12 protein-coding genes are annotated in these 24,603 nt (G+C 63.2%); 3 read left to right on the top strand and 9 right to left on the bottom strand.

Annotated features, from left to right (window positions below; translation table 11 throughout):
- Positions 1 to 508 precede the first annotated feature (508 nt).
- The 3 genes from SM766_RS02305 to SM766_RS02295 all read left to right on the top strand — a co-directional run bounded on the left by SM766_RS02305 (position 509) and on the right by SM766_RS02295 (position 3,662).
- Positions 509 to 1,249, top strand: a complete 741-nt coding sequence (locus SM766_RS02305; RefSeq protein WP_368946760.1) for a sugar transferase — start codon at positions 509 to 511, stop codon at positions 1,247 to 1,249.
- Between the two features lie 193 nt (positions 1,250 to 1,442).
- Complete coding sequence (locus SM766_RS02300; protein ID WP_368946759.1) at positions 1,443 to 2,306, top strand: CpsD/CapB family tyrosine-protein kinase; 864 nt, start codon at positions 1,443 to 1,445, stop codon at positions 2,304 to 2,306.
- A 111-nt stretch (positions 2,307 to 2,417) separates the two neighbouring features.
- Positions 2,418 to 3,662: a GumC domain-containing protein gene (locus SM766_RS02295; protein ID WP_368946758.1), complete on the top strand. Its 1,245-nt coding sequence runs from the start codon at positions 2,418 to 2,420 to the stop codon at positions 3,660 to 3,662.
- 93 nt (positions 3,663 to 3,755) lie between these two features.
- Here SM766_RS02295 and SM766_RS02290 read toward each other — a convergent pair whose 3' ends face one another.
- From SM766_RS02290 to SM766_RS02250, 9 genes are all read right to left on the bottom strand, one after another.
- The gene (locus SM766_RS02290; RefSeq protein ID WP_368946757.1) at positions 3,756 to 5,123 is read right to left on the bottom strand and encodes an oligosaccharide flippase family protein; all 1,368 of its coding nucleotides are present in this window, start codon (positions 5,121 to 5,123) and stop codon (positions 3,756 to 3,758) included.
- Positions 5,124 to 5,418: 295 nt separating this feature from the next.
- Complete coding sequence (locus tag SM766_RS02285; protein ID WP_368946756.1) at positions 5,419 to 6,249, bottom strand: glycosyltransferase family 2 protein; 831 nt, start codon at positions 6,247 to 6,249, stop codon at positions 5,419 to 5,421.
- Positions 6,246 to 8,765, bottom strand: coding sequence for a hypothetical protein (locus SM766_RS02280; RefSeq protein ID WP_368946755.1), 2,520 nt, complete (start codon positions 8,763 to 8,765; stop codon positions 6,246 to 6,248). Before SM766_RS02280 ends, SM766_RS02285 begins: the two co-directional genes overlap by 4 nt.
- Positions 8,762 to 9,694: a hypothetical protein gene (locus SM766_RS02275; protein ID WP_368946754.1), complete on the bottom strand. Its 933-nt coding sequence runs from the start codon at positions 9,692 to 9,694 to the stop codon at positions 8,762 to 8,764. Before SM766_RS02275 ends, SM766_RS02280 begins: the two co-directional genes overlap by 4 nt.
- Positions 9,695 to 9,697: 3 nt before the next feature.
- Positions 9,698 to 10,417, bottom strand: coding sequence for a 4'-phosphopantetheinyl transferase family protein (locus tag SM766_RS02270; RefSeq protein WP_274867610.1), 720 nt, complete (start codon positions 10,415 to 10,417; stop codon positions 9,698 to 9,700).
- Positions 10,414 to 15,003 (bottom strand): MupA/Atu3671 family FMN-dependent luciferase-like monooxygenase, encoded by a 4,590-nt coding sequence (locus SM766_RS02265; RefSeq protein WP_368946753.1) that lies wholly within the window; start codon positions 15,001 to 15,003, stop codon positions 10,414 to 10,416. The genes SM766_RS02270 and SM766_RS02265 overlap by 4 nt, the downstream gene beginning before the upstream one ends.
- Positions 15,000 to 16,031 (bottom strand): glycosyltransferase family 2 protein, encoded by a 1,032-nt coding sequence (locus SM766_RS02260; RefSeq protein WP_368946752.1) that lies wholly within the window; start codon positions 16,029 to 16,031, stop codon positions 15,000 to 15,002. The genes SM766_RS02265 and SM766_RS02260 overlap by 4 nt, the downstream gene beginning before the upstream one ends.
- 6 nt (positions 16,032 to 16,037) lie before the next feature.
- Positions 16,038 to 22,559, bottom strand: coding sequence for a type I polyketide synthase (locus SM766_RS02255; RefSeq protein WP_368946751.1), 6,522 nt, complete (start codon positions 22,557 to 22,559; stop codon positions 16,038 to 16,040).
- Positions 22,560 to 22,914: 355 nt separating this feature from the next.
- Complete coding sequence (locus tag SM766_RS02250) at positions 22,915 to 24,378, bottom strand: hypothetical protein (RefSeq protein ID WP_368946750.1); 1,464 nt, start codon at positions 24,376 to 24,378, stop codon at positions 22,915 to 22,917.
- Positions 24,379 to 24,603: the final 225 nt, after the last annotated feature.

Here is a 24,603-nt window from a genome sequence, read left to right as displayed (position 1 = left end):
TCTCATTCTGTTGCAGGCTGATAGCGTGCACGCTTAGCCCGGACCCAATGTGGGGGCTGAGGTGCGCTGCGCCACCGATTCCGGGTCTATATTCCCCAGTTCCCCAACAGTGTGAGCATATTTTGGATTATTGTTTCCCAAATGCGCTGGAATTCAGGTGAAAATGTGGCTGGTTAACCTTTTTTCATTTACTCGCAGCAATTTAGATAAAAATATATTAAAAAGAATGTGTCGATAATTTGAACTTCTTTCGCCCTAAATGCGGAGAAGTGGGTGCAGGGAAGACGCGTGGGGGCGCGTCCTATCAGACCCTTCAATTACAGACGTGTGTTGCCGGCTGCTGCCATGCCGGACCTGTGCAAATTAAACGGTTCCGCAGGATGCGGTGTGCCCGACCCATGGGGTCTGGTGAGGAATGGGGATTTTGATGACGGACCTGTTGCGTAAGAATAAAGTTCCGATGCTGTCATTTGCTTCAGTCGATACTGCTGGGCAGGGAACCTTGGTTTTGAAACGGCTCAAGGATGAAGCTCTGCGACAGGCGATGACAGCGCAGGCCGCCAATGCCAACGTGGCGCAATGGATCGGTCCGTCACAGTATGAAACGACGCAGCTGCTGCACTACCGGGCCTCGCGTCCGTCGTTTTATCGCAGCGCTGGAAAACGGGCCCTTGATCTGCTGCTGACCCTGCTGTCGTTGCCTGTCACCTTGCCGGTGGTGCTGGTCTGTGCGCTAGCGCTTGCGCTTGAAGGCGGCAGCCCGTTTTACACGCAGGAGCGCCTGGGCCGGAATGGCAGACGCTTCCGAATCCTGAAGCTGCGCACCATGGTGCGGGATGCGGATGCCCGTCTGGCCGAATGCCTTGCGCGGGACCCGGCCTTGCGGCGGGAATGGGACGCAACGCAGAAACTGAAGAACGATCCCCGCATCACCCGTGTTGGCCGTATCCTACGAGTCACCTCCATGGATGAGCTTCCGCAGCTGTGGAACGTGGTGAAAGGCGAGATGAGCCTTGTGGGTCCGCGTCCGATGATGCCCGAGCAGCTGGCGATTTACGGTGATCCGCGCGATTACTTTGATCTCAAACCCGGTTTGACGGGGCTGTGGCAGGTGTCGGCCCGCAACGAAAGCACCTTTGCCTTTCGCGCTGCCGCGGATTCCGAATACTGTCGCGCGCTAAGCCTTGGCTGTGACATCGGTCTGATCTGGCGTACTATCGGCGTGGTTCTGAAAGGTACAGGATATTAATCCCTGTCTGGTTCAATGCAGTCGCGAAGAGGACCCGCGCCGTGCATCTCATTTTTGGTTCGCGCGCTGCCTTGCGGCCATGGCCGGAGCAAGGCGCGCTGCGGGCTTCTTTCGCAGGGGCAAGTTGATATGATCCTGAAGTTGGCAAAGCTGCGGCCTCGTGGCAAGGCTGTGATGACAATATGAGCAAGGCATGACGCAACAGGGTTTTAAGAAATTTCGGCGGCGCGCACAGGTTCAGCCCGAGGTGCAGGAACAGGTGCGCCCGGAACCGGATGAGGCTGTGCTGGAGAACGTACCACCCGGCCTGCAGTCCGAATCTGCCGAAATCCTCCCCACCACCTTGCCAAGCCCATGGGAACGTTTGGCCAGAATCTCCTTTGATCCTGACCGGGGGGGCCGTGATGGTGCGCCGCTGGCTTCAGCCGTGCGGACCGACCCGGCCGGGCGCGCATTTGATCTGCTGCGAACGCGGCTGTTGCAAACCCTGAAGGCCCGCGGCTGGAACCGGGTTGCGGTCACTGCGCCCACCGGGGGCTGTGGAGCCACATTCTGTGCGGTCAATCTGGCGCTTAGCCTGGCGCGGGTGCCGTCTAGCCGGACCATCTTGATGGATCTCAACTTTCGCAGCCCTGGGGTGGGCCCTGCGATGGGGCTGGTGGCGGCGGGCGACATGGCGTCCTTCCTGTCCGGCACCCGCCCTGTAGAAGAGGCGCTGGTGCGCCCGCTCGATACGCTCGCGGTCGGGTTGAACGCGACGCCGGACCTGAACGCGGCAGAAATCCTGCATGACAGCCGTAGCGCCTTGGTACTGGACCACATGCTGGCGGACCTGGACCCGGAAACGGTTGTCTTCGACCTGCCACCGATGCTGGAGTACGATGATGCGGCGGCCTTCCTGCCGCAGGTCGATGGGGTGCTGGTGATCTCGGACGGGACGCAGACAACGGCGGCGCATCTGGCCGCTTGCGAGAGGATCCTCAATGGAAACGCGCCGTTGCTGGGGGTGGTCCTGAACCGAGGGCGCGCGACGGCCGACATCGGTCCTGTCGCATAACTTCCGCCAACCGGTCAAAGTTTTGCCTGCTTGCCATGGTGTGTATGGCACAGCACACTTTGCACGTTAATCTGCCCAGCGGCGCGACCGCGGCAAACCAAGAGATGTTGAATGGGTCCTATCTACTCCTTGCCGGATCTTCTGGACATGCTGCGCCGCCGCGCGTTGGTGATCCTTGCGATTGCCGTTCTGGGCAGTCTGGTGTCGCTGTTTCTGGCCGCCCGACAGCAGCATTTCTACGAAAGCTCCGAGGTCATTCAGGTCGCACAGCCGACAATCGCGGATGATCTGGCCAAATCAACGGTCGAAGGATCCACCGCGCGTCGCATGCAGCTGATCGAACAGCGGCTGATGGCGCGCAGCTCTGTACTGGAGATTGTCGAGGCGTTCGATCTATATGGCGATATGCCGGATCTTAGACCTTCGGACCTGGTTACGCTGGTGCGCGAAAACGTCTCGATTACCGGGGTGGCTGCGGTGCGCGAAGGCTTTGCCGATGATGGCACCATCGCTGTTTTGACCATCACCGCCCGCATGCCCAGCCCTGAACAGGCCCAGGCGGTTGCAGCGGAATTTGGGCGCCGGACGATCGAGCTCAGCGTCAGTACCCGTATCGAGCAGGCGCGGGAAACGCTGAATTTCTTTACCGCAAAGGAAACGGCCGTGGCCAAGGAACTGGCGGCGCTGGACGATGAGATCGCCTCCTACCGGACCGAGCACGACGTTGCTCAGCCTGGGGCGTTGGAAATCCGCCAAGGGGAAATCGCCACGCTGAACGAGGCGCTGCTGGATATTGACCGGGAGCAGATCCAGATCCGTCGGGCCGCAGATCAGGCGATGTCCAATGAACGCCCGGCAACAGCGCAGCGCATGCTTGAAGAATTCGAAGAGCAGCTTGCTACCCTGACCGCGCAGCGGGATCTTCTGATCCGGCGCAAGGCAGAAATCGAAGCGTCACTAGAAACCTCTCCTGAGGTCGAGCGTCAGCTCGCTGCCTATGACCGCAGGCTGCAACAGCTGCAGAGCGAACTGGAGACGACCCGTGCTCGCCGCAACGAGGCCGAGATCGGATTCCGTCTGGAAACCGCGCGCCAGTCCGAGCGGTTGACAGTGCTGGAACCAGCTGCCTTGCCCGATTACCCGGTAACCGGGGGACGCAAGCGCACGGCGCTTTTGGGCGCCGCCGCCAGCCTGCTCGCCGCTTTGGTGATTGCCTTCCTTCTGGAGTTACGAAAGCCGGTGCTGCGCTCGGTCGCGCAGATGAAGCGGGAAACTGGGCTAATGCCGGTTGTCACCATTCCGGAAATGAAGTCCTCCGGCGGAAAATGGCGCTCAGGCAAAGGGCGGCGCAGCTGATCGTTTGCCTTGTGATGGGACCGTCACGACCAAAAGCCGGGCGTGCAGTCCCAGTTGTCCTGCCGCAGGGGCAGCTGTAGGGCAGGCGGTGGATCAGGGGGCTAGCGCCTTGATCAGGGGCAGCACCGCATCTTGATGCCACCAAAGGGCGCTGCCTCCGACCAGAACAACCAGAAAGCCACAGATCAGATCGTGCAGGGGATCCCAGGCGCCGTGTCGGCGGGCCAGCCAGATCAGCACCGGATAGGCGCCGAGCATCGCCAATCCCAGCGCTGCGATACCGCCGGGCAACCCGAACCAGTAGGTGCCGAGTAAGAAAAGTGCTGTTTGCAGCAGGGCGCGGCTGGCGGTGAAGACAAAGAACGCCCGGCTATCTCCGGCGGCCAATGCGGCCTGATCGTAGGTCATGGTGATGACGGCCGGGGCCAGAGCCAGTGAGATCAGAACGATCATCGCACCCGCCTGCTGATAACGCGCATCATAGAGCAGATCTGTCAGCCAGGGGCCGATCCAGGCCATGATCAACAGCAGCGACAGGATCACGGCGCTCAGACCTGCGCGCAGCAGGCGGTGTTTGCGCCGGTTTTCCGGCGGGCCATCAGCGGGCTTGTCGCGATAAACCGGAATCATCAGCCTCTGGTTCACCGCATGGCCCAGCAGCATCGGGAAACTCGCCAGAAAGTAGCCGATATTATAGACGCCCAGCACATCCAGCGGCACAAAGCGGCCCAAGATAGCCCGGTCCCCCTGCGAGGTCAGGAACCAGAAGGCCGTGGAAAGGAATATCCACTTACCAAAGCGGATCAGCTCCTGCGCGGCGCGGGGTTCCCAGCGAAACCGGTTTGTCTGCCCTGGCAGGCCGAAATGGGTCAGCACAAGTTTCACCGCGGCCTGAATGACCCCGCCCAGAACCAGCGCCAGAACCGATCCGGTTGCCCAGGCCAAAAGCACCATAGCGCCGATGCCAAGGGCCTGCGCCGCGAGATCCAGTGCAGTGAGGCGCCCGACCAGCAAGTGCCGGTGCGCAGTCTCGATGCGGGTCGGGTTGAAGCCTGCGATGGCGAGGCCAATGCCGGCGATCGGCAAGTAGAGCAGCAGATCCGGGGCCTGATAGAGCCAGGAAACAGGCCAGGCCAGCAGCAGAGTCATCCCCCAGAGACCGAACCCGCGGACAACTTGAATGGTCCAAGCGGTGTTGAGAAAGTCGGGATCATCGCCGCGTTCATTCTGCGCAATGGACGGGCCGATCCCGACATCGGAAAACAGCGAAAGGCCAACGGTCACCACGCTGACCAGCGCCATCAGGCCAAAGGCTTCGGGAAACAGCAACCGAGCCAGGATCAGATTGGCACCAAGCCGCAGTGCCTGGCTGCCGCCATAGCCGATCATCAGCCAGGAGGCCGAGCGCAGCACCCGCGCCAGCAGACCCTGGCCGGAAAACAGCGCGGCTTGCTTAAGCATCTGACCTCCTGATGGTTTTCTGCACGCTAGGCAGGGCGGCGCGGCGCGTCAATCGAGATGCAACTTTCGGCGCTGCCTAAGCACGAAACCCGGCAGTTGCTTGCGACAATCCGTTGGCTGGGCAATGATTGATGCGCCGTCGTGACAGGCAGTGAAGCAGCGCGACAGCGGCAACATCTGCTGCCAACGGCGCGCTCCCGCCCATCTTGCCCACGGCAGAGCCGCGTGTGCGACGGTTGGGCCTGGCGCCGCGGAAGCGCGGCGCGGTGGCGTCAGTCCGCAGGCGTCAGGAGGCTTAGCGACCTCTGGCCCAGCGTGTCTTGGTCCTGAACAGTGGCGTCTTTACCGTCAGGCTGACCAGCGCATAGGCGGCAAACCCCAGCGGGTCGCGCAGGAAGAGACGCATCAGACCCGATGCGCCGAGACTTCGTTTGTCATCGTTTTCCAACAGATGCGGAAATCGCTTGGCGATTTCCTCGACGCCGACATTCTGCCGTCTGCGGACCCGCACAAGATTGGCAAAGCCTTCGACCATCGGCCAGTCATAGCGGGCGGGCACACGAAAGCGCTCGGCAGGGGCAAAGGACAACCGTGCGAATGTGTCGTCCGAGATGATGTCGGGCCAGTCCTGCCAGCGCTCACGCCCGGTACGAGTCATGGCGAAAAGACCAAAACCGGGGGCGCCATCCGTGACAAAGGGCAGTCTGGACCAGAACTGCCCATAGGCGCGGGTCAGGGAAGAGCGGGCCGGGGCGACACGGGGGCTGCCACTGGCATAAAGCGGTCGCTCTGGCGTCAGAGCCCCTGCCAGTTGCGCCAAGAGAGGCGGGGTAACCGTGACATCGGCATCAAGATAGACCAGCACAGCGCCGCGAGCCCGGGTATCCCCGGCGTTGAGCGCGGCCAGCTTGCCGCCCTGTGGCAGGTCGGCCACCTCGCGGGTCCACCCTCGCGGCAGGGTGACGGAACGGGCAATTTCAGCGGTATCATCGCTGCAACCATTGGCCAGCACCAGCACCTCAGCCGGGCCGGGCAGCGGATCCGAGGCAAAGAGCGCCTCAAGACAGGGGCGGATATACGCCGCCTCGTTATGGGCCGGGATCAGCACGGATATCAGGGGCGTCATTTCACCGCCTCCAGCACCCGCCAACGCGGGTTGTCGTCGCTGAGCGTGCGCCGCGCACCCCAGCTGCCCCATTTGCCGGGCACAGCCACATCGGCATAGGCCGCGAACAGGGTGCCGCCATGCTCGGCCCAGCCAGTCAGCATTTTCGTATAAAGCGCGGCCATTTCTTCGGTGTAATTAAAGTGGGTGAAAAAGCCGGTCAGCTCTGCGTCCTCGACCATCTGGCCGACACCCACCACATGGCTGCCGCCCTCGTACATGATTAGGTCCAGCCCGTATTCGTCGGCGACGGATTTGTGATAGGGCAGCTCCTTGTCCAGAAAACCGGCCATAGCGCCATTGCCGTCCTCGCTGAGGAGGCCATCCTCGATTTCGAGCATAGCCTGCGCCGTTGCCACATCGTACTGATGCGCCTCGATATAGGCCGCAGCCTCAGCGCCCTGCAGCCCCAGATCGGCGGCGGTAGAGCGGGCCCGGTCGCGGCTGTCGGCGATCCAGGCGCGTACCATGGGGGCGCTGTCGCGCAGGCCAAGCGTGCCGCCGAAATAGCCGGTGATCGCATAGGCATCGAAATAGCGCGCCGGGGGCAGGCGGTCTGGCGCCCCGGCCACCCAGAGCGGTGCGTTCAGCACCTGTTCCTCAAGGCCCGGCCAGCCGGTCTGACTTGAAATCACCCGCACCAGTCGTTGGTCGGCGTCTGCGCCAAAGACATCGGTCCAGATCCGCGACATTTCCGCAGCGCGCCCGCCATAGAACTGCATCCAGAGGTCCGAGCCACCCCAGACGGTCCGGGCCTGCTCGTCGGCCCATTGGGCCTGTGCAAATTGCCAGTTCCAGACCTCGTTGGAGTATTCCACATAGGCACGTAGATCCTCGTCCAGGCCACCATCCACCAGCTGGGCGAAATTGCGAAGGTAGCTGTCGTCGGCCATATGGGGCATGTTGAACCAGGGATCGGCGCCCAGCGTATTGGCCAGCGCCAGCAGGATCTCGGCCGGAACACCCTTGCGCGCCCAGGTGTAGTCGGAGACCTCCGGGCGGTCTTCCCAGCCAACCTGTTCGGAATCATTGGTTTGCATCCAGTCCATGAACCGCAGCACGTCAAACCCATCCAGCATGTCGAGCCAGAGTGGGTTGAACAGGGCGCCATCTGCATAGGCCTTCAGCTGATCGGCGCGCACCACGGTGATGTTGCGTACATAATCTGTCCCGCGCCCGGTGCGCTGAATGCGGATTTCGACCGGGCCGGGGCCGGGGGTATAGTCAAAGGTGACCTCGCCCTTGCCGTAGCGGACGTTTTCGGCGCGGCCAGAGACCTCGACAATGCCGGAGCCGTCAAAGCGCAGCACATAACGCCCGGCAAGCGAGTGCGCCGTGGCGGGCAGATCGGTCAGAATGACGGTGCCGATGGAGCCAAGCTCGGGCGGCATGGCGGTGGGCCAGCCTTGCGGGTCCAGATAGCCTGCAGCGGCAAGATCGTCATGGCCGACACCGCCCCAGCGCCCAGGTAGGTGGCCGATCCACGGGCGGGCGGTTTTGAAGTGGTCAAGGAAAGGTGCCTGCGGGCTCCAGTCGGCGACCTCCATCAGGTTCATGGCGATCGGCTGGCGCGGCGGTCCCTTTGCGGTGATTTCCGGCGCGTGGGCAGAGGCCGCAACCTCCTCATTCAGGCGTGGCGCAGCGGGGTCGGAGGGCAGCGGCGGCGGGTCGGGCGGCAGGGCGGCGGTGCGCACCTCCTCGCCCTGGGCCGCGGCCCAGGCGATCTCCTGCAGCCGCCGGGCCAGTGCGGGCGCAGGCGCCGGATAGGCTTTGCCCCAACGATCCTTCAGCCGGTGCGGCAGGCCCATTGGGCTGTGTCCGGTCAGAACCGCATATTGCAGCGCGCTGATATAGTAGAACCCGGTGGCATTTGGGTGGATGTCATCGGAAAAGACTTCGGAAATCTCGGTGAGGCCCGGCACCGTTCCGGCCCGGATGGCATCGTCCAGACGCGCCATGGCCTGCCCGGCGGGAAGTAGGCGCATATCACCACCGACGCTGTCGTTGACTTCATCGACCACAGCCTGCCAGCGGGGCAGGTCCTGCTCCAGCCGGTCACGCCAGGCGATATCGGCGCCTTCGTCAAACGGCACCTCGGTGCCGGTTCCGCTGCTGAGGCTGTGCCAGGTTTCCTGCAGATAGACCGCGGCAGCCGGATTGGCATCCTTGGCCAGCTGGTAATAGCGGGTGACGGTCTCTTCGGTATTGCTCCATTTCAGGTGATTGGCCAGCGGAAGGCCCTCGGTGAGGATCACCGCGTCGACTGGGGTCTGGAGCCGCTCGCGGGCGTTCACCCCTTCGGCGCTGTCGCCGTGCTCCCAGTTATAGCTGAGCGGCGCGCCATTGATGATCTGCGCTTCGACGGTGGCACTACTACTGGACTGGCGCAACAGCTGTTCCAGCATGGCGGGATTGTCCTGGCCAAACAGCGAATGGCCCACCATCAGGACCGAGGTGATCAGTGTTTCAAGGTTCATCCGTTCTGGCCTGCGTCAGAGAGACCCGTGCGGGGGATCCCTGTCACCACCTGCCAGACGATTTGCTGCACCGTCTCGGCAGCGGCCGGTGACAGCGCCGTCGCTGCCTCTCCATCCGGACGCGACAGCTGGTGCGGCAGGCCAACAGGGGAGCGGTGATAGAGCACGGCATAGTGGGCGAGGGCGACAATGTATGTGCCCAAGTCATTGATATGAATAGTGTCCTGTGCGCCTTCCGGTGTCTTGGCGAAAAGATCCGAAACATCGCTCAGCCCGTCGATCTGGCCTGCATCAATGGCCCGTGCGACAGCGGCCATGACCTGTCCGGCGGGGATCAGGTAGACCGGGCGTTTGGGATTGCGACGCGTGTCTGATCCGAGCACCTTGCCCAGCCAGAGCCGGTCCAGATCGCTTGCGATGCGCGCCTGCCAGCCGTCCGGGTCATCAAGGTGATGCCAGGTCTCATAAAGATAGATCCGCGTGTCAGGCGAAGCATCACGGGCCAGCGCGGCCCAGCGGCGCATGTATTTGGCGGAGCCGAAATACTTCACCGCGTCGCGCAGCTCGACCATTTCTGTCAGCACCACCGCATCATAATCGCCAGAACCGATGGCCTCTTTGGCGTCGCGCCAGATGGGGGCCTGATTCACCAGATCGAAATGAAGGATCGTCTCCTCCGGCTCCCAGTGCTGCTTTAGCGATGTGCCCGACCCGAGCTGGCTATTCCAGCTGTGCCCCTTGGGGGCAAGCTGCGCCAGCATATGCGGCATCACGGGGCCAACCAGAGAGTGGCCAAGGTGATAGACCTTCATTGGCTGCTCTGGTGGGGTCAGCACCGGCAACGGAAACGGCGCGGCCTGCAGGTGCAGGCTGGCCCAAATCCCGTGCAGGCAGGTCGTCAACGCCAGAAGCAGAGATCGTTTTCCCATTGCTCACGCCTCCAGGCTTGCTGCGGTGAAAATGATACCTTCCCCGATGACATAGGCGCCGTTGATCCGGGCGCCAGTGCGAAACGGCGGGCGGTCGACGGTGAAGGCGGCTATGAAACGTCCGCGCCGGACCGTTTCGCACACGTCTTCTGGTTCGATTTCCAATTCCATGCCGTCAAAGCCGAAAAACTGTTCACTGACAGTATACTGGCACTTATAGGCGGCTTCCTTGGCGGAGAAGATCAGCTTGGCCATCTGGCCGGGGTTGTCCTGCGAGCTCAGCCAATCCTGTTCGCGGGTAGAGCAGATCGCCGGGCGCAGGTCGTCTTTCAGGGGCGTGTCTTCCTCGACGTCGATGCCAATGGCGCGCCGGGTCTGTGTTGAGGTCACGGCGGCAAGGGCGCAGCTGTGGGTATGGGTGATCGATCCGGTCAGCCCTGTGGGCCAGATGGGCGCGCGGGATTTGGCAATCACGATGGGGCAGGGCGCCCGGCCAAGATCCTGCATCGCCCGGTGCGCAGCCGCCCGCCCGGCGGCAAATTCGCGGCGGCGTTTCTCCACGGCGCTGGGCGACAGGCAGGCGCGCTCCTGCGGGAAGGGATCGGGCAGCGCCCCCAGCGGGTTGGCCGCCCCCAGCGATATGCCCGCGCCAAAGAGCGGCCGGACCAGAGCCAGCCGCGCATCGGTTGTCTGATCAAGGGGGGCGGGGCTGTCAGTTATCATCCGGTCCGGGCTTTGCGGCTGGCGCGCATCGCCCGCCGTTTCGACATGGTTTCCGATTTGGCCGCCTCGGCTACGGCGGCCTGTTCTGCATCGGCCGGATCATCCGGCGATTCCGCGCCGCCTGCAAGCCCTTCGATATGGGCGGCCAAACCGGCCAGCGTCGGGAAGCGGAAGATGTCGGTGATCGACAGTTTCGGCACCTCCAGCGCCGTGCGGATGTCCCGGTGCGCCTGCACCGCCAGCAGGGAGTGACCGCCAAGGACAAAGAAATTGTCCTGCGCGCCGATCCCATCGAGACCAAGAATCTGCCCCCAGATCGCGGCGATCTTGCCCTGCGCGCCGCCCTTGGGAGGGGTCACTGCGGTGGGTGCGGCAACCCGCGCCGGTTTTGGATCCGGCAGCGCCTTGCGGTCGATCTTCTTGTTGGGGGTCAGTGGAAACGCATCCAGCGTCACGATATGCGATGGTACCATCACCTCGGCCAGCCGGGCCGAAAGCGCCTGTTTCAACGCAGCCTCCTGCACCGGAGCAGAGGTGGTGATATAGCCGACCAGTTGTTCCCCCGCGCCGATCTTGCGCGGCATGACAACCGCGCCGGTGACGCCGGGCTGGACGGCCAGGGCCGCTTCAATCTCTCCAAGTTCAATACGTTGGCCGCGGATCTTCACCTGATGGTCGGTCCGTCCCAGGAAATCGAGCCGCCCATCCGCGCGCCAGCGCACCAGATCGCCGGTGCGATACATCAACCCGCCGCCAAAGGGATCGGGGACAAACCGCTCCGCTGTCAGTTCGGGCCGTTGCAAGTAACCTGCGGTCACCCCGTGTCCGGCGATGAACAACTCCCCCGGTGCACCGATGGGCTGCGGTGCGCCCGCAGCATCCAGCACGTAAACTTGGGTATTGGCGATGGGTCCGCCGATATCGGCAACGCCTGCCGGGACGCCATCAAGGGTTTGCATGGTCGACCAGATGGTAGTTTCGGTCGGCCCGTACATGTTGTGGATCTGCCCGGGTCCAGCCTCGCGCAGATCACCGGCCAGATCGCCGGGCAGCGCTTCGCCACCGACCAGAAGGTGCTGCAGATGTGGCAGCACCATGCGGGCCTCATCGTTCTGCACAATCATTCGCGCCATGGAGGGCGTACATTGCATATGGCTGACGTCATGGCGCAGGATCTGCGCCGCAAGTGAAAAGTCGTCCGCGGCCAGTTCTTGCGGGGCGTTGGACAGGCGCAGCACCTCGGCCAGAGGTTTCAGCCCCTCGAGCACCACCTCGGGCGCGATGCCATAATCGATCAGACATGCCACCTCATCCACGCCGATGCGTTTCAATTGCTCCACGCGGGCAACGCCATCCTGCACGGTGCCGAACAGGCCTGAGTCCTCGAAATAGCGTTCGAAGGCAAAGTCGAGGATCGCATCCAGTTCTTCCTCGGACAGGATGCCAAGATCCATTTCAAAGGGATTATTGACGCCTTTGGGTTTCTTAAAGGCGGGGAAGGCCCAGGCGTATTGCTTGATCAGACCGGCGGCCGAGCGCAGGTAATCCTTCATCGGCTCGCGCGCGGTCTGACGGGCATCCTCGCGGCTGTCGGCCAGATAGGTGTGCAGCATCAGCGTTACGGTGAACTCCGCCGGATCATGCCCGGCGCCGCGCAGGGCGTCGTGATAGATGCGGATCTTGCCCGCGACCTCATCGATGCTTTGCCCCAGAAGGTGGGTCAGGACATTGGCGCCGATCTCGCCCGCTTCGCGCCAGGTGTCGGGGTTGCCGGCCGTAGTGACCCAGACCGGCAGTTCGCTGGACACGGGGCGGGGCTGCGTGAGCACCGCATGGGTGCCACCATCCTTGCGCGGGAAGGCGACCTCTTCGCCGCGCCAGAGTTTGCGCACGGTTTCGATGGCTTCGTACATCGCCGGTTTGTTGGCAGGCGGCGTGTTCTCGGGGCGCAGGATGAAATCATCCGGTTGCCAGCCTGCGGCAAAGCCGATACCGGCGCGCCCCGCCGTCAGGTTGTCGATCACCGCCCATTCCTCGGCGATGCGGGCGGGATGGTGCAGCGGCGCCACGCAAGAGCCGGAGCGCACACCGATATTCTGCGTCACCGCCGCGACGGCTGCCCCGGTGACCGAGGGGTTCGGGTAGGGACCGCCAAAGGCGTGAAAGTGCCGCTCGGGCGTCCAGACCGCGTTGAAGCCGTGCTGATCGGCGAATTTCGCACCCTCCAGCAGCAGGTTGTATTTGCGTGGGCCGGGGCCATCATCATTGCCCCAGTAGAACAAGTTAAAATCCATCTTCCGGTCCGAGATGGCAATTGGCCCGTTGGATAGCTGCAGGCGGCTTTCATCGCTGGAGAGCACCAGTTTGAAGCCGCGCGCGAGGGTCCAGAACAACTCCAGCACCGAGATATCAAAGGAGAGGCTGGTCACCGCGAGCCAGGCATCGCCGGGCTGATGGGGAATGCGCGCATCCATTGCGGCAAAGAAATTCGCCACATTGGCGTGGCGCACCATCACCCCCTTGGGCAGGCCGGTAGAGCCGGAGGTATAGATCACATAGGCCAGATCCTGTCCGGTGGCGCCGCCATCAACAGGCGTTTCACTCGGGGCCGGGGCATCCGCGCCATCCAATACCAGCAGCTGCGCGCTTGGGGCGGGCAGGCTGCCTTGCAGGGCGTCTTGTGTCACGATGACATCGGCGCCGCTGTCCTTGATGAAATGGGCAATCCGATCCGCAGGATAGGCGGGGTCGAGCGGCACATAGGCGCCGCCTGCCTTCATCACCGCGAGGGCAGCCACCACCAGATCCGGACTGCGGGAGACGTAAATCCCCACATGGCTGCCGGGTTTGACGCCCATGTCCTGTAGTCTGGCCGCGACCCCGTTGGCGCGGGCATTGAGGTCTGCGTAGCTGAGGCTTTGATCTTCGAACACCAGAGCGGTGGCCTCGGGTGTGCGGGACACCTGCGCGGCAAATGCAGCGTGGATGGTCTGATCCGGGCCCGTGTCTGCGGCTGTCTGGTTCCAGTCGCTGAGCAGCACCCGGCGCTCATCCTCGGGCAGGACCGGCAGATCGGCGAGAGGGCTATCTGCGTGATCCGGGGTGGAAATGGCGCCCAGCAGCAGCTCCAGCCGCGCGGCGAGCAGCTCCGCGGCCTTTGGTGTCAGCTGGGCACCATCCACATGGAGCGCAAGCACCCCATCCGCCCATGACACGGTGGCGACGCAGCCTGGCAGAGCTGCATCCCGTCCCATGGACAAACCAATGCCGGGCTGTGCTTGCGGTGCCAGTTCCGGCGCGCGGGCAATCAAATCCTCGGCAAACCCGCCTGTCGCGCGGGCTTTTTCGATCTTTTTGGCGACGCGGTCCTGCAGATCCGCGAGGGGGTCGTCGCGCTGTCCCTGCACCGGAACCCAGCCAGAGACAAGCCCCGCCAGCGGTGTCATGGTCTCAAGGCTGAGGGCAATATCGGCAGTCTCTTCCCCCGCACTGCGCAGGGCCCAGGTCAAGACTGCGGCGGCGATCTGTGCCTCTGTCAGGCCATCCGGCGCTGCAATGGGACGGCGGGTGAGGCCGCTGTTGCCGGTTGGTTCAGCAAGGGGAACAGTGACCGGGCGCATCGCAGCCAGCGCGCGGCGCCAATGGCTTTCGCCTTTCTGTGTCTTGGCAAGGGCTTCGGTGATCGCGTGCTTTTCCGCCGCATCCAGGACCGGCAGCGCATCGCCCGGCTTGCACAGATCGACAGGCGCCCGTTTGCGTCCTGCAGGATCGGTCAGACCGCTGAGCCGCACCGCGCCATCGCCGCAGGCCACGGTCAGGCTGTCCTTGCTGACCGCGATCACACTGCCGGGCGTGCCTGCGCCCTCCGCCGCGTCAGCACTGCCGACCAGCAGGATTTGCTCTCCGATGGTACATTTCGCGGCGCAAAGCGGGTTCCAGTAGCCGCCAAAATCAAGCGCGCGCACCAGACGGGTGATCGCCGCCGCTGGGGCGGTGAAATCGATCAGCGCGCCTGCCGCGGGCCGATCGCTACGGGCGTAATAACTGCGCTGGCTCAGGTCCTGTGGCTGGCGGTTGAGTGTGCCTGCCTCCAACTGGTCTATCACCGTGCCAAAGCTGTCCATCGCGGCGGCATAGCATTTGGAGTTGAGGCTGAAGGCGGTGTCATCCGCCGCCACATCGAACAGGCGCTGGGCGAGGATATCGCCCTCGTCGATGCCGCCTTCGATCATGTGCCAGGTGATGCCATAGCTGTCGGCGCCCTCAATCAACGCCCAGTTCGGCGCGTTGAGGCCGGCGTAACGTGGCAGCGGCCCGTCGTGAAAGTTTACCGCGCCCTTGGCCGCCAGCGTCAGCACCCGGTCGGGAATGACCCGCAGGTTGGCAATGGAGAGCAGCCAGTCAAAGTCTTCGTTCAGCGTATCCGGGCTGGCGTGTACTGGGATTCCGTGTTTCTCGGCCCAGCTGCGAATGCCATCATCCTGCGATACGACGGCAGAGATTTGATGCCCGCGCGCCAGCAGCGCATCGCCGCATCCCACCGCGAGGGATTCATTGCCGATGATGACTGAGGAAAATTGGCTCATTTCTGTTCCTCCGGAACATGACTGTGAGGGCGCGTTTCACGTATTGCTGTCTTGGGGCGGATCGCCGACCGCAGCGCGTGGATCAGCAGATCGCGCAGAAAATGCGGCGCATCCGCGGCTGGCTTTTTCTGGATCAGTCGCCGCAGCCCATAAAGGCCGCAGCCGAGGACGCGCGCCAGCGTGGCGAGGGCGGCGTAGATCACCCCGTGCGTCTTGACGAAATAATGCATGCGGGAATCAAACCAGTAGGTCGGTGTGCGGTCCCAGGACTTCATCCCGGTCGAGGCCGAGCCGAGATGCGCCACGGTGCTGGTCGGTACGTAATGCGTGCGCCATCCGGCCTGCGCGGCGCGCTTGCACAGATCCGTTTCCTCGAAATAGAGGAAAAAACTTTCGTCAAAGCCACCGATATCCTCGATCACTTCGCGGCGGATCATCAGGCTGGCGCCGGCGGTCCAGTCGACCTGGGTCTCCTGCTGCGGCATATCCATCGCCACCACTGCATGGGACAGCAGCCGCGTCACGATACCGGTGCGGGCGGCCATTTCGAACTCTCCCGCGATCGAGGGAAAGCGGAAGGCGGTGCGGTGGGGCACATCATCCGTGCCATGCACAAAGGATCCGGCTAGGCCAGCTCCCGGGTTGGAAAGGAGAAATTCCCGCAGCCGGGAAATCGTTGTGCCCTCTACAAAGGCATCGGAGTTCAGCAGGTAATAGAACCCCGGCGCGCTGCCGTCGGGCAGACCGGCATCCATGCCGATGTTCATGCCCGCGCCAAAGCCACCGTTGACGGGCGAACGGATCAGTCGCAGTTTGCCGCTGTCCAGCCAGCCCCGGCTGGCGGCGCCTGCCTGCAACTCTTCCCACGAGTTATCGCCCGATCCGTTTTCCACGATCACCACGGCGCCGGGCAGATCTTCCATTTCCGCCAGCGCTGCCTCTGCCGCCTGCAGCGTCATCTGCGGGGTGCGGTAGTTCAGGATGATGGTCAGAACGCTGTCGCTTTGGGTCTGTGGGGGAGGGGCCATGGACATCTACTCCGCCGCCTGATTGCGCACTTGCTCGGCATGCACCGGTGCTGGCGCAGTATAGCCAGCCTCGGCCCGGTCCAGCCGCGCTTTGACCTCAGCCGCCAGAACGCTGACGTTGGGTACCAGCACCATGCTGTCGTGGTCACCGGGCACTTCGATCACCTCCATCTCCGGCGCCCAGCGGGTCCAGTCGTTGTCGGCAAAGACATACTCCCGCTCGGCGCTGACCCAATTGCCACCAGAGACCTGCCAGTGCTGGTCCAGTGGCGGACGGAACAGCGACATGGCGCCGTCCCAGGGCTGCAATTCATAGCTGGCAACAGCGGCGCGGAAGCCCATTTCGATCTGCCGGTTGTTAAAGGCAGGCGCGGCGCCTGCATCGTTGCTGCCCTGGCGACGTTGGCGTTTTGTGATCTCCCAGGCAACGCGGTTGCGCGCCCATTCCGCCAGATAGGACGGTCCCTTGCGGCGCAACTCCTGCAGTTTGATCAGCGCCTTGTCCTGTCGGCTCAACGGTGGGCGCACTGGCAGCGGTGTGTCGAGCAGGATCAGCGCTGCGATTTCCTCTCCGGCAGCCTTCAGCTGCTGCGCCATTTCATAGGCGGTGATGCCACCGCCCGAGAAACCGCCCAGAAGATAGGGGCCCTGCGGCTGGATCTGCCGCACCTCGTGCAGGCAATCGGCGGCGGCCTCGGCAATGTTGTCGTGTGGCGCGACGTCCCCGATCAACCCGCGGGCTTGCAACCCGTAGACCGGGCGGTCGCTGCCCAGCATCTGGGCCAGATGCCGCAGGTTCAGCACGTTGCCAAACATGCCAGCCACAAGGAAGAAAGGACGCCGACCGGTGCCATCTCCAGAGTGCAGCTTGACCAGATGGGTAAAGGGTTCTGGCCCTGCCTCATCGGTAGTGTCCGGGGCCTGCGCGCTGCCTTCGGTGGTCACGCCGCCACCTGTTCGGGCGATAATCCTGGTCGCCAGATCAGCAACGCTTGGGGCTTCGAAGAGGACTGACAGGGGGAACTCGACGCCAAAATCCCGCTTGATCTGGGCAAACAGCCGCACCGCGATCAGGGAATGCCCACCCAGATCGAAGAAGCTGTCGCGGGTGCCGACCTCGCCCACCCCCAGAAGGGTCTGGAAATATCCCGCCAGGACCTCCTCAACCGCGTTTTCCGGCGCTACGTAATCAGTGTCGAGCTGCGGGCGCTCAAAACTTTGGCTGTCCGATGGGGCCTCGGAACTGGTCATCTTGGCCTGTTCGATCAGGGCAGGCAGATCAAGGGCTGAGACCACGACCTGCGACAGGCCGCCGGAATTTGCCGCGGCAAGGGCGCGCGTCAGGGCCTCGCCCCCTTCTTCGGCGCGGATGCCGTTTGCGATATTGTGGTGAAGGCGGCGTTCCTCGGGCGACAGGGGCTGGGCGCTGCCACCTTTGCCCATGGCAATATCGGCGGCGCTGACATCAGCCGCCGCAGTTGCAGCGGGAGCCAGAGCCTGCGTCATCCGCTGCATGCGGAAGCCTTCGATCTCGACCAGAACCCGCCCTGTATCATTGCATAGCGTCACGTCGAATACGGCGGTCCCTTCGCCAGCGGCGTCGGCGGCTTGCGCGGACAGGCGCATGTGGCTGTGGATTGTCTCGGTCAGTGGCGCATGGATGCGGATGGCCCGGTACGACAGGGGCACCCAAAGGTGGTCAGGGCTATAGCCCGGCGCCAGCGCGATGGCCCAGCCGGTTGCCAGATCCAGCAGCCCCGGGTGCAGAATCGTTCCGTCGGATTTGGCCGCATCGGCCAGTTGCAGTGTCGCGATCCCTTCGCCACTCCCAAAGGCCATGCGCTGCAGCACATGCCAGCGCGGGCCAAAAAGCAGGTTGGCCTCCTGCGGGGATTTCAGCCGCGCGCCATCGGTTTCGGTCTGCGACGGGCAGCGGGCGGCAAGAGCTCTGAGGTCAACAGGCGCCGCCATGGTCTGTGTTTCTGCAAATGTCACCTTGGCCTCGGCATGCAGGGCATAGCCTTCGCCGCTAGCGGTGTAGAAGGACAGCGCGTAGCCGTCTTCCTCGGCCAGCAGCCGGATCAGCAGATCTGCCGGGCTGTCATCGGCGACCACAAGCGGGCGCAGGAAGTAAAGGTCGTGCAGTTCAAAGGCCGGAAGCGCGCCATCCTCGGCCATGCCAAGGGCCGTCATCGCCTCTGCAGCCAGTTCGATGTAACCGGTGCCGGGCATCACTGCGGTGCCATCGGCGGTGCGGTGTTCATTCAGCAGCCAATGACGGGCCGCCTCGAGCCGGGTGCGGTAGATCCGGTTGCCGCTGCCATCAAATCCTTCGCTGTCCAGCAGGGCCTCTGCGCAGGGCACAGGATCCGAGGGGCCGTCACTGCCTTGCCGCGCGGCCATCGCTTCGGAGGCCATGCCGGTATCGGCCCAGACGCCCCAATCTACCGCCACGACACGGGTCTTGCCGCCCCGGCGATGCGCTGCCCATGCATTGAGGTATTCGTTGGCGGCGATGTAGTCCACCTGTCCCGCCGGTCCCGTCACCGTCGAGGAAGAGGAGAACAGCACCATCAGATCAAGGCTGCCATCGGGGAACAGGCTGTCCAGAACTCGCAACCCGCTGACCTTTGGGGCCAGGACCTTGGCGATCTGTTCGTCCGATTTCGCCAGCAATGGCCCGTCATCGATACTGCCCGCGCCATGGATCACCCCGGTAAGGGGGCCAAAGCGGTCCTCGGCGGCCTTCAGCGCGGCGCGCATCTGGCCGGAGTTGCAGACATCGGCGGCCAGCGGCAGCACCGCGCCCTTGCCGATCTCCTCCAGCACCTCGACCGCGCGGATGCGCGTGGCGGTGCGGTTGGCGGGGCTGTGACTACGCAGATATTGCGCCCATCCGCCGCGTTCGGGCAGGCCCTCGCGCGAAATCAGGATGACATTTGCGGCGTATTCTTCCAGCAGGTGCCGGGCGATTGAGAGGCCAATGCCACCATAGCCACCGGTGATCAGATAGGTTCCGCCTTTTTTGAAGGTGGGCAGCTCGGCAGGCGGCAGTTCGACCGGGCGCCAGTCCAGCTCATAACGTTTTTCACCGCGCCAGGCGGCGGCTGTGCTGGTCGGCTCGGCCAGAAGTTCCTCAAGCAGGCGAGAGGAGATATCTGGCGCCGCCGCGCCCTTGATCCGGGCCAGCAGACCTGTTTCTGCGCGGGGAAGTTCGATGTCCACCGTGGCGCAGGAGAATCCAGGCAATTCGCGTGGGATCACCCGGGCAGGACCGGCGATCATCGCCTTTTCCGGATCCGGCAAAGCCTCGTCCCGCAACTGCGCGGCGCCGGTGGTGAAGACGGTGATGTGCGGCGGCTGGGGCAGATCGGCGCTGCCAAGCTCCTGCGCCAGCGCGGTCAGGGCGTAAAACCCGGTTTCCAGATTGCGGTCAAAGAAGGAGCTGCCGGGGCGGAAGGTCTCGCCGTCGGTCGCTAGCCAGAAATGCGCAATCCGGGTTGGCAGCATCTCGGTCCGGGCCAGATCCGCCAGCAGTGCAGCATAGCCCGCGCGGCCCTGTTCGGGCGCCAAGATGTAAGAGGTCGGCGATAGCTGCGCATAGGTATCCCCGGTGCGCAGCCGCACCACGGCGTGCCCTGCCGCCACCAGCCTGTCCGCCACCTGAGAGGCAAGGCCGATGTCGTCTTCGAAGATCAGCCAGCATTGCGGGTCCTGATCCAGCTCGGTGTCCACATCCAGCGCGCAATCGGCAAGGCGCGGGCGCCACGCCGCACGGTAACCCCAGTTGTCGATGTCATCATGGCGGGCGGGCAGGGGAGCCTCTTCGACCTGCGCGGCGGTGCCGGGTTCGATGAAATAGCGGCTGCGCTGAAAGGCATAAGTGGGCAGCGGCAGGCGATGGCGCTTTGCCTCGCCCCAGATCTGATCCCAATCGGCGTCATAGCCGCAGGCCCAGAGCCGACCTATGACGCCAAAGAAATAGGCATCATCCATCACATCCTGTTCGGGATGGCGCAATGAGCTGAGCGCCTGTCCAGGGGTGACCGCCGGGGCCATTTGCGCCAGCGCACTGAGCGCCTTGCCCGGGCCGACCTCCAGATAGATGCGGCCCGGCACCTCGGCCAAGCTGTCGATGCAGGCGCCAAATTGCACAGTGCCGCGCAGCTGGCTGACCCAATAGTCGGGGTCGGTGGCCTGCTCTGGCGTCAGCTGGGCGCCGCTGCGGTTGGACATCACCGGGATCTGCGGCGCCGACAGGGTCAGACCGCGCAGGAAGGCGCCGTATTGCTCAAGGATCCCATCCAGCATCCGCGAATGGGCCGCAATATCGATCTGGATCCGCTGATGGTCGATGTCGCGTGCGCTCAGGTCCTTGGCCAGCCGGTCCAGCGCCGCTTGCGGACCGGAAACTGCGGTCAGGCGCGGCGCGTTGACGCTGGCGATATCGAGATCGTCACCGATCAGTGCCTCCACCTCGGCCAGCGGCAGGGAGACGGACAGCATGCCGCCCGCAGGCACGGTGTCAAAGAGCTGCCCGCGCAAGAGCACCAGATCGATGCAATCCTCGAATGAGATCACCCCTGCCAGACAGGCGGCGGTGTTTTCGCCCATGGAATGGCCGACCAGCGCAGCGGGGCGCACGCCCCAGCTGATCCAGAGCTGCGCCAGCGCGTATTCCACGATCATGATCAGCGGCAGCTGCACCGAGGGCTTTTGCAGGGCTGCATTCGCGGCCTCCTCCTGCCCCTCTTCGGGGAGCCACAGGGCGCGGATGTCATAGTCGAGGCTGGCTTGGAGGTGATCAATCCCCCGGTCCATCCAGTCGGCAAAGACCGGTTCGGTTTCGTAAAGGTCGCGCGCCATGCCCGCGTATTGTGCACCACCGCCCGGGAACATGAAGACGACCTCGGGCGCATCGCCCAGATGGTCGTGTGTAAAGACCTTGCGTGGATCGCCAGTCTCCAAAAGATCGGCGGCCTCGCTTGCGGTTTCGGCCACCAGCACCCGACGCTTGGCAAAACCGCGCCGCCCTTCCTTCAGAGTATAGGCCACATCGGCCAGATCCACCTCGGGGTTCTGGCGCAGCCACGCGGCCAGCGCGGCGCTGTTGTCGTCAAGCGCCGCCTTGGACCGGCCCGAAATGCAGAGCACATGGAAGGGGAAATCGCTTTCGTCGGAGGCGCCGCGGTCTGGCGCTTCCTCCAAAATGACATGGGCGTTGGTGCCGCCAACCCCCAGCGCGTTCACCGCGGCACGTCGCGGTCCGGAATTGGACTGCCAGTCGCTGAGAGCGGCGTTGACCTTGAACGGTGAGCCGTCGAAATCAATGGCCGGGTTTGGTGCCTCGTAGCCAAGCGAGGCCGGGATCTGCTGATGTTTCAGCGCCAGCGCGGTCTTGGCCAGCCCAGCGACCCCTGCGGCCGTATCGAGATGGCCGATGTTGGTCTTGACCGAGCCGATGCGGCAAAAGCCGCTTTCCTCGGTGCTGTCGCGGTAGGCTTCTGTGAGGGCGGTGACCTCGATTGGATCACCTAGGTAGGTTCCGGTGCCATGGCATTCCACATAGTCGATGGTCTCAGCCGCCACATCCGCTGCCGCCAGCGCTTTGCGTACGGCAGTGGCCTGCCCTCCGACCGAAGGCGCCAGATAGCCAGCCTTGTCGGCGCCGTCGTTGTTGATAGCGGAGCCCTTGATCACGGCCCAGATATGGTCGCCATCGGCGATGGCATCCTCCAGCCGTCTGAGCGCCACCGCCCCAGCACCAGAGCCGAAGACGGTGCCCTGCGCCCGGTGGTCAAAAGCATGACAATGGCCGTCGGGCGACAGGATCTCGTTTTCCTTGTAAAGGTATCCACGCCCCTGCGGCAGCTCGATGGTGACGCCGCCTGCCAGCGCCATGCCGCATTCCCCTTCGCGCAGCGCTTTGCAGGCGTAGTGCACCGCCACCAGAGAAGTCGAGCAGGCGGTTTGAATGTTGACCGATGGCCCTTTCAGATCAAAGACATGGCTGACGCGGGTCGACAGGAAGTCCTTGTCGTTGCCGGTGTGGCGCAGCAGGAACATGCCGACCTCGTCCACCAGGGCGGGGTTCGAGCAGATGTTGAAATAGAAATAGCTGCCCATGCCGCAGCCCGCGTAGACACCAATGGGCGCATCCATGGTTTCGGGCGGGTGGCCGGCATCCTCCATGGCGCCCCATGCGACCTCAAGGAACTTTCGGTGCTGGGGATCCAGAATGGCGGCTTCCTTGGGGCTGAAGCCAAAGAAATCGGCATCGAATTCGTCATAGCCCTCAAGACGCGCTGCGGCAGGCACATAGTTGGGATCGCTGAGGACAGAGGCCCGTTCACCGGCTTCCAGCAGGCTTGCCTCGTCCAGCACTTCGATGGCTTCAATGCCGTCACGCAGATTGCGCCAGAACGCAGCAGCTGACTCGGCGCCAGGCAGGCAGACGGACAGTCCGACGATGGCGATGTCACCGGAGTAGGCGTCGGCGCGTGTTTGGCTCTCGTCTTTGTTTCCCAACTTAGTCTTCACCTTTTACGCGTCTTACGCATCAACCCTGAACCGAAACCCGCAGCGCCGTGAAGGTGGAACGGCCGGTCGTCTTTTGTCAATCCCTTCAACCCCTTGTCGCGCCCGGTTAACCTCTGTTCCGAAATAGGAAAAGCCCCCGGGAAAGCGGGGTCCTAGGAATAATAAACCGAGATGCGGCTGGGCTGAATTCAGTCAAAACCTCGGAAATAAGACTTCCGAAATCCTGATTGCCCAAGACCAGAGTGATCGCCATATGCGGCCAAGCTATGAACGGATGGTGACCAATTACGCCGGAAACGCGATAAAATTGAGGCAGCAAGGGCAAAAGCTTGCAAAGCGTCTGTCACAAGACACTGCGTGGCCCCGGAGCCTGTTCCGACGTTCTAATGGCTTGCTGTCGGTCAAACAGGCTGCGCTTACTACGAAATACGTCCGGATTGCGCAGGCGTTCGGCATATCCCAGCACAGAGCCTGCACAAAGCCAGGTGATCGGGATGAGTGTGTCATTCAACAGCATATCGGCCAATGTGGCGGCTAGGATCAGGGCGATCGGTGTTGCATAGGGGGAGAACGCGTGGCCCCGGTGGCGGCGCATTTCCCAAGCGAGGAGAAAAATCGGCAAGGTCAGCATGCCCATTTCGGCAATGTAACCCAGCCAGCCAAATGCGCCGAAAGTGATGATCCAGCGCCCGTCGGGCACAGATATGATCCGGCCGGTTTCCATGTCGCGCACCAGATTGCGCCCCCAGCCCCCCCAGCCGAACCAGGGCTTTTCGGCGGCCCGCTCCAGCATCATCGCCTCGTTGTGGAACCGGTAACCCAGGGACTGTGCCCGCTCGGTGCTGATTGCCTCTGCCTGTGCCAGAATGGCGTCGGTTGGAATAAGACCCTGGTTGCGCAGCATCGGATAGGTCACCGCGATCACCGCAATTACCATCGCCAGACGCATTTGCCAGCGGGCCGGGGCCAGGGCCACAACCGGCACGATGGAAAGCCCGTAGGCAAGCGAAGCCAGGCTCTTGCACAGGTAGAGCACCCCAAAGAGATAGACAGAGGCGAGGGCGAATTTGGTCCGTTCCCGCTCCTGTGCGGCCCGGGCAAGTGCGACAGCTGCAACAATGGAGGAAAAGATGAAGAAGGCCAGCCACAGCGCATGCGGCAGGAACACGATGGGACGAAATCCGCCCTGCCGCATCATCTGGCCGAAATCGTGCTGGAAAAATCCATAGATCCAGATGTTGAGCTGGGGACTCAAGCGGATCTCGAACAGCGACGGAATGCTATAGGCCAGACCGGCAAGACAGAGGGCCAGCAACAGTTCCTTCTGTCCCGCTTCGCAGGACAGATAGCGTCGGGCCAGCAAAAACGGCATCAGCACTATGATCTGATTGATGATCACTGATCCCAAATCACGCCAGCGCAGTCCAGGTAGCATATCGGTCAGAAAGATGATCGGGCCGGCCCCTTCAAGCACCTGAAACAGAACGGGATCTTTATTCGTCATGACCGTCGGGATGACGCATAGGACAAACAGGATTGTCAGCGCACGAGCCAGCGGATGGCGCGGCCACAGCGGCACTGGCTTGCGCAACAGCCAGACGCAGAGGCCAAAAGCGACGACCGAAGGGATCGTGAACTTGTCCATGTCCGGTACCAGCGGCAGGTCGAACTCGGCCAGGGGCGGCAGCACAAGATAGCCACCGATGAAACACCACAGGATTGCCCGTTCCAGCGGCAGCCGCAGGAACAGCAGCAGGCTGACCAGCGGCCAGATTAGCAGCATCATATTGGCCAGGGCGTTGGGCATCGGCGTTCGGGACTCTCGATGGTGACGATCACAAACGATCAGTAATGGCCTGTTTTATAGACCTTACCTGTCAAAGTTTACGTAAACTTGCACCTCGTGTCCCGCTGAAATGCGAAATCGGGTAAACGGATGGCAACAATGCCACGTTTACCTATGCGCACCCCTGCCGGACTGGTCCAGACGCGGGCAGACGGGTAATCAGTCCTTTGCAGACTGGATTTATTG

The sequence above is a fragment of the Pseudophaeobacter sp. A-200-2 genome, from assembly GCF_041008815.1.
Classification (GTDB): Bacteria; Pseudomonadota; Alphaproteobacteria; order Rhodobacterales; family Rhodobacteraceae; genus Phycobacter; species Phycobacter gallaeciensis_A.
This window is presented reverse-complemented; position numbering and strand designations above follow the sequence as displayed.